Annotated in this window: 13 protein-coding genes; 12 read left to right on the top strand and 1 reads right to left on the bottom strand. The window is 40.3% G+C overall.

Translation table 11 applies throughout. The features are described from left to right. The first annotated feature begins 31 nt into the window (after nt 1-31). From ACE1CC_RS14415 to ACE1CC_RS14400, 4 genes are all read left to right on the top strand, one after another. Nucleotides 32-1,846: an ABC transporter ATP-binding protein gene (locus ACE1CC_RS14415; protein ID WP_413271127.1), complete on the top strand. Its 1,815-nt coding sequence runs from the start codon at nt 32-34 to the stop codon at nt 1,844-1,846. A gap of 134 nt (nt 1,847-1,980) precedes the next feature. Next, entirely contained in the window at nt 1,981-3,093 is a 1,113-nt protein-coding gene (locus tag ACE1CC_RS14410) for a glycosyltransferase (protein ID WP_413271126.1), read from the top strand. 97 nt (nt 3,094-3,190) lie between these two features. Further along, nucleotides 3,191-4,117 (top strand): hypothetical protein, encoded by a 927-nt coding sequence (locus ACE1CC_RS14405; protein ID WP_413271125.1) that lies wholly within the window; start codon nt 3,191-3,193, stop codon nt 4,115-4,117. A 375-nt stretch (nt 4,118-4,492) separates the two neighbouring features. Further along, nucleotides 4,493-6,007: a glycosyltransferase family 87 protein gene (locus ACE1CC_RS14400; RefSeq protein ID WP_413271124.1), complete on the top strand. Its 1,515-nt coding sequence runs from the start codon at nt 4,493-4,495 to the stop codon at nt 6,005-6,007. Between the two features lie 59 nt (nt 6,008-6,066). Here ACE1CC_RS14400 and ACE1CC_RS14395 read toward each other — a convergent pair whose 3' ends face one another. Beyond that, nucleotides 6,067-6,378, bottom strand: coding sequence for a hypothetical protein (locus ACE1CC_RS14395; protein ID WP_413271123.1), 312 nt, complete (start codon nt 6,376-6,378; stop codon nt 6,067-6,069). Nucleotides 6,379-7,160: 782 nt separating this feature from the next. Here ACE1CC_RS14395 and ACE1CC_RS14390 point away from each other — a divergent pair. The 8 genes from ACE1CC_RS14390 (at nt 7,161) to ACE1CC_RS14355 (ending at nt 18,131) form a co-directional block, all read left to right on the top strand. Next, nucleotides 7,161-7,982: a WecB/TagA/CpsF family glycosyltransferase gene (locus tag ACE1CC_RS14390; protein WP_413271122.1), complete on the top strand. Its 822-nt coding sequence runs from the start codon at nt 7,161-7,163 to the stop codon at nt 7,980-7,982. A 384-nt stretch (nt 7,983-8,366) separates the two neighbouring features. Further along, entirely contained in the window at nt 8,367-9,533 is a 1,167-nt protein-coding gene (locus ACE1CC_RS14385) for an acyltransferase family protein (protein ID WP_413271121.1), read from the top strand. Between the two features lie 502 nt (nt 9,534-10,035). Further along, nucleotides 10,036-11,736: a glycosyltransferase family 39 protein gene (locus tag ACE1CC_RS14380; protein WP_413271120.1), complete on the top strand. Its 1,701-nt coding sequence runs from the start codon at nt 10,036-10,038 to the stop codon at nt 11,734-11,736. 220 nt (nt 11,737-11,956) lie between these two features. Next, a complete protein-coding gene (locus ACE1CC_RS14375) occupies nt 11,957-12,559 on the top strand; it encodes an acyltransferase (protein ID WP_413271119.1) in 603 nt (200 codons plus the stop codon). 77 nt (nt 12,560-12,636) lie between these two features. After that, nucleotides 12,637-15,876 carry an MFS transporter gene (locus ACE1CC_RS14370; RefSeq protein ID WP_413271118.1) on the top strand — a complete coding sequence of 1,080 codons (3,240 nt, stop codon included), beginning with the start codon at nt 12,637-12,639 and terminating at the stop codon, nt 15,874-15,876. Nucleotides 15,877-16,185: 309 nt separating this feature from the next. After that, nucleotides 16,186-17,118: a decaprenyl-phosphate phosphoribosyltransferase gene (locus tag ACE1CC_RS14365; RefSeq protein ID WP_413271117.1), complete on the top strand. Its 933-nt coding sequence runs from the start codon at nt 16,186-16,188 to the stop codon at nt 17,116-17,118. Nucleotides 17,119-17,154: 36 nt separating this feature from the next. Then, nucleotides 17,155-17,679 (top strand): YqeG family HAD IIIA-type phosphatase, encoded by a 525-nt coding sequence (locus ACE1CC_RS14360; RefSeq protein WP_413271116.1) that lies wholly within the window; start codon nt 17,155-17,157, stop codon nt 17,677-17,679. Nucleotides 17,680-17,792: 113 nt separating this feature from the next. Then, entirely contained in the window at nt 17,793-18,131 is a 339-nt protein-coding gene (locus tag ACE1CC_RS14355; RefSeq protein WP_413271115.1) for an SMR family transporter, read from the top strand. The last annotated feature ends 164 nt before the right edge of the window (nt 18,132-18,295 follow it).

Below are 18,295 nucleotides of genomic sequence, written 5' to 3'. Positions count from 1 at the left end.
ACTGGTTCACGTCACAAGCAGGAAAGAATCAATGAGGTATTTGTCACAGTTTCTATATGTTATCTCAGCTAAAAAATTTGAACTTATACTGCTACTAATTGCTTTCCTCACAGTTTCACTTATGGATGCTCTGGGGATTGGATTAGTTGGGCCGTTTATGGGCTTGGCAACGAATCCGACACTGATTTATAAAAATGTCTTTCTAGCCAACACCTACAGAGCTTTAGGATTAAAAAGTACCAGCCAGTTTATCGGGTTAATGGGACTAACAATCGTCGTCATTTTTTACTTAAAATCTTTCTTTTATTACCAAATTCAGCGCTATGTATTTCGATTTTGCTTTACACAACAGGTGAAGCTGCGTCTGCGACTTCTGCACACTTATCTATTCCTGCCCTATACGTTTCATCTAAAAACCAACTCCGCTAATTTGATTCAAAATATTATAAATGAATCCCAAAATTTTAGCTATTCAGTAGCAATTCCGCTGCTAGGTTCGATCTCGAATCTTTTTGTTTTGGTGGTTCTGGTTTTGTTACTGATGAAAACAGACTTTGCCGCTACCGTAACTGTAATCGGAATTCTATTAGGTACTTACCTACCATTCCACTTATTCCGGAACAAAATTGTTCGCTGGGGTAAGGAAGGGGTGGAAGCAAACACAGAAATGCTACGCATCGTAAATCACGCGATCGGAGGACTGAAGGAAACACGAGTAATTGGCTGCGAGGAGTATTTTGAGAACCAATTGAACAGTCAGGTAAATCGGTTTGCCAAAGTCGCCACATTGTTTCACGTATTTCAAATCCTGCCGAGAATCACGATCGAAGCTCTGTTAATCACGTTTGTGGTTGGTTTGGTTTCAGTTTCCCTGTTGTTTGAGCAACGTTCACAAGACTTGGTTTCGGTTTTGGGGATTTTTGCGATCGCCTCAATTCGCCTCTTACCCTCTGCCAGTCAACTCATGTCCAATATGGGTGTGCTGCGAAACTTCAAGCCGACCTTGGATCGACTGTACATGGACTTGAAAGAAATTGAAAAGCCAGAAGCAATTAACTATTTGAAGATATCCCAGGGTTTTGTTCCCACTAAAGGGGTGAAGTTTGAGAGCCAAAAGTCTATCAAACCGATGCCAATGTCCTTTACGGACAAAATCGTTATCGATCGAATTAATTATGCTTATCCAGAAGCTGCCTCAAAGTCACTGACAGATGTTTCTTTGACTCTGAAAAAAGGCGAATCGATCGCCTTAATTGGTAAGTCAGGTGCAGGAAAAACAACCCTGGTGGATGTTTTCTTAGGCTTGTTAATTCCGCAGTCAGGCGATATTCAAGTAGATGGCTTATCAGTATATAATTCTTTGCGTTCCTGGCAAAATTTGATCGGTTACATTCCCCAATCGATCTTTCTCACAGATGACACGATCGAACGAAACATTGCCTTTGGTGTTCCAGACGATCAAATCGATCAGCAACGGTTGAATAACGCAATTCGATCGGCACAACTAGCAGATTTAATTGCCCAATTACCTGAAGGTACACAAACAATGGTTGGCGAACATGGCGTTCGTCTTTCGGGAGGACAGCGCCAGAGAATTGGCATTGCTCGTGCTTTGTATCATGAACGTGAAATTCTGGTTTTAGATGAAGCGACTTCTGCTCTAGACAACGAGACAGAAAACTTGATTAGCAAAGCTATTCAAGATTTGAGTGGCACTAAGACAATGATTATTATCGCTCACCGATTGACTACGGTTGAACATTGCGATCGCATTTACCAGATGGAGAAAGGCCAGGTTGTTAAGTGTGGCACCTATCAAGAAGTTGTTTTGGCACAGAACACCTAATTCCCGATCGGGGAACAAAAAACTTTTAAGGCATGGCTTTTTGCCTTGGACTTATTACCGTTACTGGGAGATAAAGATCGGATTGTATCTTGGTTAGCTGTACCATTACCGATATATTTTAAGGAGAATTAACAATGTCTGACAAAACTTCTCGTGTTGCTCTTTTCCTTGGGTTCTTCGGAGGAGGAGGAATTGAGCGGATTACAGCTAATCTGGCTCATGGTTTTGTTAAGTCAGGGATAGAAATTGATTTGTTGCATTATGACAGAGAAAGCCCTCATTTATGGCGTTTACCTTCTGAAACCAGAATCATACCTCTAAAGGCTTCAACTGTTTATCAAACTCTTCCTGGAATTGTTTCTTACTTAAGGCGGGAACCTCCCTCTGCGTTACTTTCAGCATCTCATTACATGAATGAAATATCTGTCCTAGCTAAAATTATCTCTGGTTCCCAGACAAGATTAATAGTAGCAGAGCATAACCAACTTTCTAAAACAACTCGCAATGCAACTAAGCTCAAAGATCGCTTGAGTCCTCTTGCTTCACGTCTTCTCTACCCCTGGGCTGATGGTATTGTGGCTGTTTCAGATGGTGTTGCCAAAGACCTGGCTCAGATTTCTCATTTGCCTCTAGATAAAATTCAAACCATTTATAACCCAGTCATTACAAAAGAGATGTTAGCAAATGCAGCAGAACCTGTAGATCATCCTTGGCTTACTGAAAAAAAATGTCCAGTTATCTTAGGCGTAGGCAAATTAGAAGCACAAAAAGATTTTCCCAACTTAATTCGTGCCTTTGCAAAGATTCGGGCTGTGCGAGAAGCGCGGCTGATTATTCTAGGTTGGGGACCTGACCGTCCAGAATTAGAAGCTCTAGTTAAAGAATTAAATTTAGAAGATGACGTAGATTTGCCCGGTTATGTACAGAACCCTTATGCTTATATGGCTAAAGCTTCAGTCTTTGTCTTGTCATCGGCCTGGGAAGGTTTACCAACAGTCCTAATAGAAGCTATGGCATTGGGAACACCAGTTGTTTCTACTGACTGCGAGAGTGGCCCTTCAGAAATCTTGGCAGGTGGTAAATATGGTTACTTAGTTCCTGTTGGTGATAGTCAAGCTCTGGCAGATGCGATTTTACAAGTTTTATCTGGTAATTCAAAGTCGGTTGATTCAAATTGGCTGGCTCAGTTTACCCTAGAAACTGCAACTCAAAAATATCTAAGCATTTTAGGTGTTGACTCTAACTAATTTTAATTACTAAATAAGAGAACAAGCTAGAGGATTCCGAGAAATTCTAGTAACTAAAATAGTTGCAGTCCACTTCCGTATTAAAAGGAGATAACTAATGAACTTAGCTATATTGTTTTGGTTCTATAAAGAACCGGAAATTTGCCAAAACCGTCTAGAACTAATTCGGAAATACAATCCGACAATTCCTATTTATGGATTGTATGGAGGAGATTTATCAACTGTAGAACAGTACAAAGTATCATTGGGCAAATATCTTGATGATTTTTATGTTTTTACTGGAAACCAAGACTCGCAATGGAAGTGGCTACAGGGAGATTTACTATTAACTGACTGGTATCTGAAGCGGGGTAAGAATTTAACTTGGGATACGGTAGTAGTAGTCCAATGGGATATGTTGGTATTTGGAGAAATTGAGAAACTTTTCTCAATGCTCAAAAAAGATGAAATCTTGCTCTCTGGACTTAGACCTATTAAAGAGGTAGAAAAAGATTGGATGTGGGTAACTCCAAAAATCCCAGATCATAGACAACAATATCTTACATTTTTAGAATATGTCCAGAAAACTTATAATTATAAATTAGACCCATTAGGGTGTATATTTATTGTGATATGTTTACCAAGAGTTTTTCTTGATAAATATTCAACAGTACAACAACCTGAGTTAGGATTTCTGGAATATCGAATTCCTATGTACGCTCAAATATTTGGAATTCCTTTTTGCGAAAACCATCCTTTTAATGCTTGGTGGTTGGATTGTGATTCATTATACAATCATAACAAGCAGCCAATAAAAAGATTCCTTAATACGCTTCGGTCGAAATTCAATTCCCCTTCACTGTCTGCATCACGAACTAATGTTTCCCTAATATCTATATTTAGGCAGTTAAATTCTCAGAGGGGCGCTAGGATTTTTCATCCTTATCAACATTTAATTCCTTTGAGGAATGGACAATGGTTGTCAGCTTTTTTTAAAGAATGGAGAAGAGACTTAAATTGGTTAAATAAAAAATTTTCGAGATAATCAGATAAAATTTAAAGTTGGCCTTTTGGCCTGAGCTAATCGAGGTTATGAACCACACAGATCTTTGATTGTGTGATTCTTTAGATTGTGCTTTTAATTGCCAAGGAAATTTATTTACTTTGGTGTAGTGTCAATACTGCTCGGTTAGGGATTTTTTCCCTTTGGGCGGACGCGAGTGCGTGCCGTAGGCATCAGCAATCGGAGTAGAAAATCTAGGGTTTGAGTCATAAATTGTAGCCCGAATGCCTAGCCCCTACCCAAGACCCAAGGAGTATCGGGTGTAGTGTGATTTTTATTTAATTTTATTACATTAGGAGCGACGCAAGTAAAGAGAACGAATTATAATTAAAAAATCGGAATGTGAAAGTTTTTCAAATGAAATTTAATCCTATTCAAAATATTTTCACGGCTAAAGATAAGCCTGCGTTTACAGTATTGGTTTATGCGATCGCTGTTCTCCTTGCCGTAGTTCTACCAATTGTACTTTGGCCGTTAAACCTATCATTTATATCCAGAACCTATGATGGCAGCGTTCCGGGTATGGTAGATACCGAGCCTTTTGAACTATTTGGTCTATTTATTTCAATTGTATTAATTGCTTTTACCTGGTCTAGACTGGGAATATCGAAAAGATTAAACTTAAATAGTTTTATTCTAGTCATTTTGCCACTTCTTGTCAGCTTAAATATTCTTTGGATATTAATCGATATATCATATCACAAAGCTAGCGATTACTTGTGTTACGAGAATGCGGCTCGCTCAATTTTAAATGAACTAAATCCTTATCTAGCAGAGCCAAGGTGTTATCTGTATCCACCTTTGCCAGCACAAGTACTTGCCTTTTTATACAAATTAGTTAACTCAACTAATTTGCTGCCAAAAGGAGATACATTAAAAGTTTGGAATACTGTTTTCTACTTATATCAATGTGGTCAGTTTTTCCAGATTATCCTGGCATATTATTTAACCTACCACCTGGCTCGAAGAATGGGCTTGAAAAATATTTTAGCTTCATTGATTGTATCGGGATTATTTCTGTTTAACGAGCCGCTCTTTAGAACAATAAAATTTGATCAGATTAATGTCTGGGTCTTAAACACTTTCCTCCTGGCGCTCCTGTTCCTCCGGTCTCGTCCCTTTGTTAGCGGTTTAGCAGTCGCCTTGGGCGCACATATCAAGCTGTATACTCTCGCTCTATTACTCCCTTGGAGTTTTATCAAGAGGCGGCGTGCTATTTTGGCGGTAGTTGTAGGATTTTTTGCTATTTCACTGATTCAGACTAATTGGGGGCAAGACTGGACGTTGTGGCAGCAATTTCTCATCTATTTCCAAAGCCCCGAAAAACCCAATAACTACCGAAATAGTAGTATACGGAGCTTTGTTTACAATTTATTTAAGATACCTGCAACATTTATAGATAAGTCTTATTTTAATTTTGTTCCTACGATCGTAGCGGTCATAAACCTTTTGATTCTTGTTTGGTTTGTTGTTAGGATGATCAAGCGTGAGAGAGGCTATAGGCAGCTTAAGAAAGATAGTCTTTCTAGGAACGGACAACTACCGAATGATTTGTTTATACTTTATGGGCATTCGATCGATGCGATCGCCCTGGGGTTGCTAATTTCACCGTCTGTCTGGGAACATCACTACGTCATAGCGATACCCCTTGCTCTATGGGCTATTACAACAGGTCGCTGGGAGCGACGCAGGTTAGTTGGAGTTGGTACATTCTTGATTTTTTGCTTACCAACTTTTGATGTTTTTCCTTTAGGCCATTGTAGAATGGTTGGACTGTTGATTCTTATCTATGCAACTTCTCCCAACTTTGTTGGGCAATACTTTCTGCTGGAAAACAACAGAAATATTGATGGGTTAGGGTTAGTTGACTAAAGTTTCAAAGCAAAGGTTCACTGCTTCGCCAGTGCTTCATACAATAGATTTAGTCAGGGCTAGGCGCAACACTTATACAGCAGCGCTGTCCAAAGATCGGCTGGCTCGGAGTAGTACTCGATCGCTTCTACCCGATAGCGAATCCCTTGTTTTGTAAGTATGATATAGTCTTTAACATTGATTCCTTTACCATAGCCAGTCATCTGTCCTCTTCTACCATCTATCTCTTCAAACTCATAATTCACGCTCATCTTCTGTTTAGTGAAGTTATGAGTTCTGGGCTTAGGCGAAGATGGCAAGACTTGAGCAAAAAGTCTGTCGAAAAAATTTAAGTCGGTGACTTTATGTTCGGTTTTGCTTAACATAATCATTGCAGAAATCCTTATGGTACATATTATTGGACAATTGAGAAATAAGTTAGTAAACTTAGTAAGCCTTAACAGTTTGGGATAAAATTCATTTTTTCAAAGCTTTACTGGAAGTTAACTATGTAACAAACTTAGCCAACCTTGATTAGGAAATTATCTACCCATTGACGCAGGTTTTGGATCGAGCCCTTGTCTTTGGTGAACCGCAGATAGAGACTTGCTGGGTTGGATAAAAAACGGCTCTGTAGTAATTGCAATGGGAAACCCTGATGCAAGGGGCTGGGGGCTAGGCTTCCGTCTTGGACTTCGGCGAACGCTCAGTCGAGCCGTCAGCCCAACGGGACTAGGAACCCGGATTTGTGATCAAGCAAACACTTCATTGTTTAATTTAGGCTTACTGATCACCATAAGTAGGGGAGAACCATAAGTCTCTCTCTTGAGGGAACATTTGCTGTCTATGGTTAATCAGTTGCACTGGAGAACACCACCAATCCTTTTACTGCCTACATTAAAACCATATCATTAATATTTTTGGAAAGCTTCCGGGTTTCTACGCTGTAAGTCTACTGAGAGAAAACATTACTGTAATTACCATTACTCTTCAAAAGAATTTAATAAAAAAGCGAAATTTATGAATTTTGGATAAAGATGTGAAACTGACTCTGGTATTTTTACAGAGAAATCCCATAACATTCTATTTAACGACTCTTAGGAGTTTTACAGAATCACGTAAGTAAAACGGTTACGGTTTTAACTTCTCAATACGGAAAATACTAATTAAATATATGACACCAGTAATGACACAAGTAATGACTCAAGTAAATCCTCCATCTCAGCCAGTTATCGGCTTTCCAGTTACCGCCCTACCATTCGAGTCCCAAATGGCTGTGATATTAGAATGGGCTAAGCAGGGTTTAAGCAAAACAGTTTGTATTGCTAACGTTCATATGCTGGTGGAAGCCTATCGAAACTCTAGTTTTGCCAGTGTATTGCAAAAAGCGGATATGGTAACTCCAGACGGAATGCCTTTAGTTTGGATGCTTAGGTTGTTGGGAGTTCGCAAACAAGACCGTGTAGCGGGTTTAGATGTATTACAGGCGCTATGCGAGCAATCAACAAAGGCTGGAGTTAAAGTATTTTTCCTCGGTTCCCAGTCAGTAGTTCTTGATAAAATGCGCCAACGGTTAAATGAAGAGTTTCCCAAGCTCCAGATTGCCGGAATGGAACCCTTACCATTTCGCCCCATGACTCCAGAAGAAGATGAAGCCCTGGTAGAAATGCTCAACCAAAGCGGCGCGGGAATCGTATTTGTGTGTTTGGGTTGTCCGAAGCAGGAAATTTGGATGGCTAACCATAAAGACCGTGTAAATGCGGTGATGATTGGATTGGGCGGTGCTTTTCCTGTTTATGCTGGACTTCACAAACGGGCTCCTGGTTTTGTGCGATCGGCTGGCTTTGAATGGCTCTATCGTTTATTACAAGAACCTCGTCGGCTTTGGGGACGCTACAGCAGCACCATCCCAGTCTTCATTTGGTTAGCCTGCAAGCAGTTGTTGACAGCGCAGCGCCAACAACTCCTCGAAGACTATAACGATGCAACAATTTAAAAGTTTAGAGCCTGTCCTCAGTGAGAAGTACTCAGGGTGCAATCATATTTGGCTCTAACTTCCACAGGATGGGAAAAAACGAAGCGGATCTGTAGCAATACAACCTGATACTAATATTCTGTGATAATTCTTGCCTGTTCTACCGGATTGTAGTAACTTGCGTGCTCTACCCGATGTTTTTAGTAAAAAGTAACATCTGATCCTAATCTCTAGATAATGAAGGTTGACAATCTATATAAGGGTATATCATAACCTTGCATTATCAAGTCATTTACAGGAGAGCCAAAATATAGAGTGAAGCTTGATATCAAACTTACTTCACTACATTTATTGTCTATAGTTTTTGGCTCATGACTACTACTTAATCTGGATGAGGTAATGAATATGGCTACTCCCCCTGCCAATTTGGAACTGTTGCAAAAGACTAGTGAATCTCTAGCCCAGCAGGAAGCAAAGAAATCAAACAAAAATATAGAAGGTTTCGATTTCTTGCGTGCTATCTTTTCAATTGCAATAGTGGCGCTGAAAAGTAACTTGTTTGTAGTAGTAGAAATATTAGTTTCGGGTGCGTTGGCTTATGCTCTGATGGCTAAAGTAGCTTATCTAGCAGTTCCAGTCTTTTTTCAGATGTCCTTATTCTTGCTATATTTAAAGAGTGAGAAAACAAGTAGTTTATATTTGCTGAAAAAGCGCCTACCCAAACTAATCTTACTTTATGGTTTTTGGGTAGGCGCAAAAGTTTTGTATGACATTTTTATCAAGGGGAATTTTACAGTAATTAATGATGCAACCTCATCACCTGGAAGATTGGTTGAGTTTATAGTAAGTGGAGGTCAATCACCTTTCTTCTTTTTATTCGGTCTAATTTTCTTGACTAGCCTAGCTGGAATTATAATTGCTTGGTTTAGAAAGATAAGAAGCAATTCGGTAAAGCTCTTTATTAGCTATGGCTTACTATTTGTTTCCTGCTTGCTAATTTTCTCTCTTTCGGTGACTGAGATTGTGGTTAGCAATCTTGGTGGTAACTCGGAAACAGGAATTGTGCGTTCAATATCAAGCATTGCCTTCTGGGATTATAATCTACTTTGTTTTTTACCCTATCTCTTTACGGCGCTGATAGTCACGCAAGAGTTTAATGAAGGAAAATTGAAGCGTTGGTCTGACTCTATTAAGCTAAAACTATGTCTATTACTAGCTTCCTTCATCTTCTTCCTGATTTTAGAACTGCATCTATTTGAAAAACTGCTTCACTATTCAAGGCTTTCTCTTGTATTTGGTTCTTGGCTCTTACTATATCTTGCCTTGCTATCTCCACTTAAGGCTCCTCCGGCAATCAAGTTTCTTTCTTCATGCTCTCTAGGAATTTATGGATTTCACGTTTTCTTTACTGATATTGTCTTATCTACTATAGAGAACAACAAGTTTATTAAGAATATTTTCCAGACAGTTTCAGGTTTAGAAATCGCGATCGGGTTTGTGGTTGTTTTAGCTTGTTCCATTGCTCTAACCTGGCTTTTTAAAAGAATTAAAGGTTTGAGAGATTTTGTCTAAATGATTAGTTAATCTAACAGGTATTTTAACAGAGAAGTTTAAACTCCATACTCTTTGCAGCGTACCAACCCAAGCTGGTATAATGCTAAAAAATACCTGTTCCTTTCTCTCAACAAATTTGGCAATTTTAAACAATTATCCCTATTGGCAGCAAGGTTTTTGGCAAGACATTTTAAATACTGGAAACTTAACTGAATTACCTGTCTGAAATACTTTGGAGATATTGATGTTTGTTTTACTACCAATATTTGCCTTTGTTCTTCTCTTCTTGAATGTCTATAGTAGACGAAAGAGGTGCTGGCGTAGTTCTTTCCTCATATCATCTCTGGTATGGGGAGTTTTAGTAACCGCGATAACTGAAATTTTAAGTATTTTTCAATTGTTAACTTTTGGTTGGTTATCGGGTACATGGTTATTAATCTGTTCTCTGCTAGGGTTTCTATATCAGCGCTCTGCTAAGAAAAGCAAGTTAATTGATAGCGCCAGAAAAGAAGCTTCATATTTGAACAATTCCCTAGATCAGGAAAGTTCCAGAGTAAATTTCTATATTCGTAATTGGCTGTTAGGAATTCTCTTTATTATCTCTGTAGTTGGCTTGGTTGCACTGATTGCTCCTCCTAATACTAATGACTCAATGGGCTACCATATGCCTCGTGTTATGCACTGGATACAAAATCAGAGTGTTAGGCATTTCCCAACTAATTATACAGCCCAACTATTTCTATCTCCTTGGTCAACGTTTACTATCCTACACTTCCAGATTTTAAGTGGTAGCGATCGCTTTGCCAATCTTGTCCAATGGTTCGCCATGATTGGCAGTATTATTGGAGTTTCCCTGATTGCTAAACAACTAGGCGCGAATCGTTATGGTCAAGCTTTTACCTCGGTTTTTTGTGCAACAATACCGATGGGTATTCTCCAAGGTTCAAGCACTCAAAATGATTATACAGTTGCTTTTTGGTTAGTTTGTTTAGTTTACTATATTTTATTATCATTGCAGGATGAAACAGGCAAGCATTATGTTTTACCAATTGGTGTTAGTTTAGCGCTGGCTACTTTCGCCAAACCAACTGCTTATCTCTACTCATTTCCCTTTTTGTTATGGCTTTTTATCGTCAAAGTAAAATTACTACGCTGGCAGATTTATCAGCCTGCTCTTCAATTAGCAATGCTAGTTTTTGCGGTTAACGGTTTTCATTGGGTACGTAACTTCCAAGTGTTCCGTAATCCGCTGGGTACATCACCTGATTATATTATTTACACCAATCGAGCTTTTAGTATTCCCATAGTTATCTCAAATATTATTAAAAATCTGGCTTTAGATATTTCTACGCCTGTTCCTTCTGTTAACCGTTTGTTATTGAATGTAATTTCTGGCATACATGAGTTGATTGGTGCAGATATTAATGACCCTCGCACAAGCTCTAGCAATTTTCAGCTTAATAGCTTGATAAATCAGGAAGATTTGGCTGGTAATGCGATCCATCTTTTGTTGATCTTTACTGCGATCGCTATCTTAGGCTTATCTTGGAAGAAGAAAAATTTTAATTACTCTCTACTAAACTATATTCTTTGTATAATTGCTGGGTTTATAGTATTTTGTATGCTCCTTGCCTGGACACCCTTTCACACCAGGCTTCACCTCAGCTTATTTGTTTTATCCTCTGCATTTGTAGGTGCTGTTTTATCAAAGCAATGGTCGTTAAAAGTAGTAAATTTGGTTGCTACTATCTTACTCATTTCATCATTATTCTGGCTCTTTTTCAATGAAACCAGACCACTTGTTGCCAATAGCAATTTGCTCAAAACTGGCAGGGTTGAAAATTTATTCATTAAGAGTAGAACTTATTGGTACTTTGTAGGACGACCATACTTTCGAGAATCAATGATAGGAGCAACTAAGTTTATAAAGTCTCAACAATGTACAGACATTGGCATATCTTTCAATAAATTAGATATTTATGAATATCCTCTTTGGGTCTTATTAAACGCAGACACAGATAAGAAATATCGCATCCAGCACGTAGCTGTAAAAAATGTGTCAGAGGTCAAACAAAATTTAGAGCCATTTAAACGCTTTAATCCCTGTATAATATTTGATTCCAGTGGCATAATTTTTGAAAAAATCCCCGAACAGAAGGGTAACTATGAGCAGAAATGGTTCCTTTCTCCAGTCAGTGTACTGGTAAAAACAAAGAATTAACTGTAGATGCCCTATAGATAGCCATTCTCAGGCTGATATGGTAAAGAGTTTCTAGTTTTAGAGAACTGAGAATGGGGAAAAGGGAACAGAAATTAAAACTTGGTGTACCTCAAAAGTTTGAGAAACGCTATAATTAGTTCGATCGCTCTAACCTGAATTTGCTAAAATTAAGGGTTGGATGAAGTTTGGGTAAGTAATTTATATTTTGTATGAATTTTGTATGAAGCCAAAAACAATTCTCAAAACGCTCCTTTGGCAATATCAAAAGAGGAGATTGGGTGAGCTAGGGAAGAATTCAGATGTTAGCTTACTGGCAGACTTAAGAGGTAACAGAAAGAATATTTTTATTGGTCAAGATAGTACTATATGTAAGTATTCGGCTCTGGAGGTAGATCCGAGCGACCACAGTGAGTCTAAAATAGTGATTGGCGATCGCACTCTGATTAGTTCTTTTGTGATTTTGCGAACCTACGGAGGTTCAATAATAATCGGAAATGGCTGTTTTGTCAATTCTTTTTCGGCGCTTTATGGTCACGGAAATTTGATAATTGGTAACAATTGTTTAATAGGGCCGCAGGTGACAATAATTCCGGTAAACTATGGTTTTAAAGAGCGAAATCTCCCTTTTAGAGAGCAAACGCCAACGAAGAAGGGAATTACGATCGGAGATGATGTCTGGATTGGTGCAGGTGTAACAATTGTCGATGGTTGTGCGATCGGTAATGGTTGCGTGATAGGAGCAGGTGCAGTTGTCACCAAAAGTATTGAAGCATACTCAATTGTTGCCGGAGTTCCGGCAAAGACGATAGCGATCCGAGAGTAAAACAACCGATTTCTAATGACTAGAATTTGGCTTTTAGGCTCGGTAATTTCTAAGTATTATGATTAGGCAGTGGATAAATGGATGCAAGCATAAGATTTAACTTTCAATCAATCAGATACAATCTGCCCAAGTGGCTGAAACAGCACCAGATAGATAGTTCAATTACTGTTATCCTTGCCATTGGGTTTGCCATTGTTAGCTACCTGAGCGCTCAACAGATTCCCAATGCAGCGATCGCGGATTTCTATGCTCAAGATGTCTGGTTTGGTAGCGACATTCCTACGGTGTTTGGGAATATGACCAGTATCGCCAGTGATAATGGTCGCAATAATAAACACCCTTTATTTCCCTTACTAGTCTTTCCGTTAGTCTTCGGATTGGGAAAAATATTTAACCTCGATCCAGTGGCAGCTGCAAGACTGGTAACTGCTTTGATTGCAGGAGTTTGGATAGGAGCGCTTTATGTTTTATTCCGGCTAATGCGTTGTCCGCGATTGGATGCTAGCATCTTTAGCTTATTAGGAATTGTTAGTTCGGCGGCGGTTTTTTGGTTTGTGGTGCCAGAATCTTTTTCCTCTGGTTCGCTTTCCTTATTATTGCCTTTAATTCTGCTGCCATTGGCTGAAATTCAGAAAGTATCGACCGTTTGGTATGTGTTACTGAGCGGGTTTTCAGTAAGCATTACAATCACCAACTGGATGTCGGGACTGCTGGCGACATTTGTTAGCTTTCGCCCGAAAAAAGCGTTTCAAATTACGATCGTAACTTTTGCGATCGTGAATGTGCTTTGGATTCTGCAACGATTAGTTTTTACTAATGCTGGATTTCCCTTTGCTCCCAAGACATTTATTGGCGAAAAGAAGTTCATGTCGGCACCAGAGTCCGACAGTGTGTTATCGGCTATTAGTTCCTTTTTCTATCAAACGATCGTCATGCCTGCGATCGAAATTAAAGACTCACCAATTCGACCAGATTGGGTTAAGCTGGCAACTAATACCTTAACTCCTGGTTCAGGGGGAATTTGGGGTACAGTAGCAGCAATATGCTGGACGGGGTTGCTATTAATTGGAATCTGGGCATTCTTCACCACCAAAAAACAGCCTAAACTGCGAATTGCTCTGGGTCTTACCATTGTCGGACAACTGCTGATCCACAGCGTTTACGGAGCCAGAGAAACCTTTATTTATTCGCTACACTTCGCCCCATTATTGCTAATTTTGGTAGCGTTTAGTTCCCTAACTCGTCTGCGTTTGGTGGCGTTAGTTTTGGCAGGATTGGTTGTAGTCAGTGCGGGAATTAATAATCGATCGCAATACAACCAAGTCACGGCAACATTGCAATACTACGGCACTCCCCAACAACAAGTAGAACAACAAATGCGTCTCCGTCCGGGAGATCCCTGGCTTCGCAATGCTGGACATATTGTATTAGGAACTCCCGGTAGCCGCGCCCAAGACAAAGCATACTATGAACCAGGTGGCAGCTTTAGCCCCGTAGCTGGCAGTTTCGGGGTTTCGATCTGGGTGGTAGATAAAAATGGCAACCTGAAAGCCACCAGCGACAATATCCCCCTAGATAAAATCAAGCAACAATTTGCTAATCTCCCCGACAAACAGATTCCGGGAATTTTTACCACAACTGAATACTATCAAACCTACTGGTCTGCCCCAAAACCGGGAACTTGGGATTTAAACTTGAAAACCCCGGCTAATGCACAAACTCGACCTGTATTGGTGATTCGCAGTGTGGGGCCAGCAGGCGGCTCCATCAAATCATTAAACTGGGATGGTCAGAGGTTGCTGATCAATAATCGTTGGTCTGTGAAACTCAGTCGCACTCCAGCTAAAGTACATCTGGGTAGCGAAACCTCACCGAGTTGGATTTCCCAATCATCAGTTGTCAAGCAATGGGAAGATAAATGGGGTTGGGGCTATGCGCGGATCGAACTGGCTCCAGGCGAAAATAGCATTGAGCTAGCAAACTTTACTCCTGCACCGACTACCCTAAACGCGACTAAAGCCTCGTCGGATCTGGTTTTGGATTTACCCGATCGCAGATTTGTCGAAACCGTTAACGCCCAAGTTGCTCATCTGATGATGGGGCTTGTGGGCAATCGTACCACTCCTAGCGACCCCATAAGCTACCCGCTGCCACGTTTCCAAGATGGCGCTTATCAAATGGTTGCTCTGGCGCGTGCTGGAAAATTAGATGTAGCAAGGGAGTTATCCGGTTACTTTGCAGAAACCGACTTTCTTGATGGGATTCAATGGAAAGCGAATGTTCCGGCTTTGGGAATCTGGGCATTGGCAGAAGTTGCCGAGCAAGTGAATCAGCCAGAGTACGATCGCTACCTGTGGCCCCACATTCAACGTAAAGCCCAGTTGATTATGGATCTGCTCACCACAAACCGACCGGGCTACCCAGTGGTGGATAAATCAAAGGCTCCTTTTGCCGAACATCCAGACTTTCTGGAAACCGATTTGATTGCAGGCAGAATGGACAATCAACCGGATCTGATTACCCTCGATCCCTCGGCAAGCATGATGAGCTATCGTGCGTTGTTGGATGCGGCGACGATCGCCGATCGAGTTGGTCAAAGTGCGATGGGGAAAACTTGGCGTTCCGAAGCTGGGAAATTACAAGCAGCTTGGGAGGAAAAATTTAAATTCGTCTTCGCTACTACTCCTGAAACTTACACTACTAGTTTGTGGCCTAGTGGGATTGGAACTTCTAATCGGGATGTGTTGACTCAAGAATTGGAAAGACGCTGGAATGAATCCCACGATGCTAACGGATCTTTGCGCCAACCTGTATCTCCATTTCTCAATTTGGCAGAAACTCACCAATGGCTAGTTTTGGATAAGAACGATCGAGTCTGGGATAATCTGCAATGGTTTTGGCAAAATCAAGCTTCCCCTGGTTTATATACTTGGTGGGGAGATAACAATCAAATCGGTGAGCTACCCAAGAGTTTCTCCCAATGGCATCGTTATCGCGGTTGGATTAATCCTCCCAACGTTACGCCCCATTACGGAAGTGCTGCCCAAATGCTACTTTTGCAATTGGATATGTTGACTTATGTCGATCGTTCCAAGAGTCAACCAACCTTAGTCATTGGTGCCGGAATTCCTAAAGCATGGCTTAAGCAACCAATCAACGTTAAGGGATTACAAATTGGCGGAAGTTTGGTTAATTGGACTTGGGATGGTAAACAAATCAACCTGGAGATCAAAGGGAAGAAAATGAATGTTCAGCTGGGTTCGGCTTTCCCTGCCAATACACCAGTGAATCTAAACCCAGCCCAAAAAACATCATAACTTTAAGTAATTAAATAGGCACTCCTGATATAGTAAATGTAACAGCAAATTAAATTTAATTTTTAATTTGCTAAAAAGCCCAACTGCTTAGTATAAGCTGCATTTATTACCAAAGATATCAGGAGACCTATTTTTAGGTATCTACCAGGCTTTAATTTAAGCCTCCAAGGGAAACCCGATGTCTGATAAACCTAAACATAAAGAGTGACTTTTGTCCAGAAGATTACTTGGGGTGAAAATCCAAAAGTTATCCAAAGTTTAACAACTCCTAAGTAAATTTCAAGTTGTTTACAAACAGAAAATCAGCGTATGAAATCTCCTTATTTAGCAGCGCTTAGACCCCGCCAGTGGACAAAAAATCTCATTGTTTTTGCTGCTCCTCTATTTGCTTTTAGTGTGAATCTAGAATCGATTTTGGGCAGTTTTCTGGCATTTGCACTATTTTGTGCAGCTTCTAGTAGTTTTTACTTACTGAATGACATTGTAGATGTAGAAGCTGACCGGAAGCATCCCGTCAAGTGTAAACGTCCGATCGCGTCGGGAGCAGTAAGTATTCCGGTGGCGATCGCAATGGCAGTAGTTTTATTGGGTGGAGCAGTAATTATTGGTTGGATGCGATCGCGCTGGCTAGGAGCAACTATCATTAGCTATGCGCTACTGCAAGTCGCCTACAACTTAAAGCTGAAGCGGACTGTAATTTTGGATGTGGTAGCGATCGCAATGGGATTTGTCTTCCGCGCTTATGCAGGTGGGGCAGCTACTAAAATTCCTCTATCTCCCTGGTTCTTGCTTTGTACCGCTATGCTAGCTCTGTTTTTGGGTGTGGAAAAGCGCAAAGCAGAATTAAGGTTGATAAAAATCAGTGGTGGGAAAACCAGGGCTGTTCTGAGACGCTACTCTTTTGGGCTACTCGAACGCATGGAGAGCGTTGTAACTAACGGCGCTATTCTAACTTATGCAATTTGGAGTTCAGGCCCGCAAGTTAACGGCGCTTCCACTCCCTGGATGATGCTAACATTACCCTTTGTGATGTATGGCATTTTTCGCTATCAACTCCTGAGCGATCCCGAAGAAATTGCCCGCCGAACCGAAGTCGGAAATGAAGGCGAAGTTGGTGGTCAAAGCGAAAGACCGGAAGAAGTTTTATTAAAAGATCGACCAATTCTATTAACTGTTGTCGGTTGGGTGCTCACAAGTTTTGCGATTCTCTGGTTAAAAACTCAGGGCATCATCATCAGATAAGTTATTTTTTTATTCACCAAGGAGTTGATTATCAAAGTGGGAAAGCGCTATTTTCCAAAAACAGATTATCGGCTGGCGACGATAAAAATTGAATCACTAGAAGCCTCTGGAATAAAAGGTGTGATCTTAGATTTGGATAATACAATTGTTTCAGAGGACGATCGCTATCTATCCCCTGGCGCTGAAGCTTGGATTAAGCAAGCCAAATTAGCCGGATTCAAGTTTTATATTCTCTCCAATGGCAAGCGTCGCTACCGCGTAAAATATTGGTCTTATCGTCTGGATATACCAGCTATTAATCCAGCTAAAAAACCATTTCCTTTTGCCTTTTGGAAAGCGATAAAATTAATGAAACTAAAACCAAAACAAGTAGTTGTTATTGGTGATAGTCGTCATACCGATGTTTTAGGAGCATGGCTCGTCGGTTGTCCCAGCATCCAAGTTGCCACACTTCCCCATCCTTTTCGCTGGTGGGAAAAGCTATTTGGCAAAAGGGTACAAACACCTTATCCTTTGGCTCACGAACTGGAAGATTTTGATGCAAATTCTTATCCAACTTGAAATGGCAAAAAATCTTTACCTAAAAATGTCGGATGAATGCCCCGTTGTAGGGGTAATTCATGAATTACCCCTACAACGGGGGTTTCTAAAACTAATAAGCAAGGACATTAATTATGCCAAGTAATTTTGTATTTTTTATTTTAATCCTGCTCTCAGTTGCTCTAAACAGCGGGGCGCAAACTCTATTAAAACTAGGAGCAGGACAAAATCCTCTGAATATATATTTATTTGGCGGTCTAGCTGCTTACGGAATCAGCACAATATTTTACATTTTGGTTTTAGGTAAGTTTAATTTGTCTGTAGCCTATCCAGTTGTGATTGGATTAACTGTTTTAGCAACTACAATGTCAGGGGCGATTATATTAGGTGAACAAGTTTCAAAAGTGGGATGGATAGGAGTGGGATTGATGATTAGTGGAATTTTTGCGATCGCCTTTGGCAAAATTAGCTGAAATACAGGGCTTTCTCCGGCTTGTGTTAAATCGGACGCACCAAAGCATAAATTTCCATGAGCCTGCGGTAGTTTTGTTGAGCGGTGTACTTAGCCTCATACTCGGCCCTTGCCTGTTGACGCATTAATTCCCATTCTTGTTGATGTTGTAAGACCCATTCTACT

Origin of the sequence: Floridaenema aerugineum BLCC-F46 (assembly GCF_041929345.1) — a bacterium.
Classification (GTDB): Bacteria; Cyanobacteriota; Cyanobacteriia; order Cyanobacteriales; family Aerosakkonemataceae; genus Floridanema; species Floridanema aerugineum.
This window is presented reverse-complemented; position numbering and strand designations above follow the sequence as displayed.

Coding starts and splice junctions, on each gene's coding strand:
- ACE1CC_RS14415 (WP_413271127.1), top strand. CDS start 32: ATGAGGTATTTGTCACAGTTTCTATATGTTATCTCAGCTAAAAAATTT.
- ACE1CC_RS14410 (WP_413271126.1), top strand. CDS start 1,981: ATGTCTGACAAAACTTCTCGTGTTGCTCTTTTCCTTGGGTTCTTCGGA.
- ACE1CC_RS14405 (WP_413271125.1), top strand. CDS start 3,191: ATGAACTTAGCTATATTGTTTTGGTTCTATAAAGAACCGGAAATTTGC.
- ACE1CC_RS14400 (WP_413271124.1), top strand. CDS start 4,493: ATGAAATTTAATCCTATTCAAAATATTTTCACGGCTAAAGATAAGCCT.
- ACE1CC_RS14395 (WP_413271123.1), bottom strand. CDS start 6,378: ATGATTATGTTAAGCAAAACCGAACATAAAGTCACCGACTTAAATTTT.
- ACE1CC_RS14390 (WP_413271122.1), top strand. CDS start 7,161: ATGACACCAGTAATGACACAAGTAATGACTCAAGTAAATCCTCCATCT.
- ACE1CC_RS14385 (WP_413271121.1), top strand. CDS start 8,367: ATGGCTACTCCCCCTGCCAATTTGGAACTGTTGCAAAAGACTAGTGAA.
- ACE1CC_RS14375 (WP_413271119.1), top strand. CDS start 11,957: ATGAAGCCAAAAACAATTCTCAAAACGCTCCTTTGGCAATATCAAAAG.
- ACE1CC_RS14370 (WP_413271118.1), top strand. CDS start 12,637: ATGGATGCAAGCATAAGATTTAACTTTCAATCAATCAGATACAATCTG.
- ACE1CC_RS14365 (WP_413271117.1), top strand. CDS start 16,186: ATGAAATCTCCTTATTTAGCAGCGCTTAGACCCCGCCAGTGGACAAAA.
- ACE1CC_RS14355 (WP_413271115.1), top strand. CDS start 17,793: ATGCCAAGTAATTTTGTATTTTTTATTTTAATCCTGCTCTCAGTTGCT.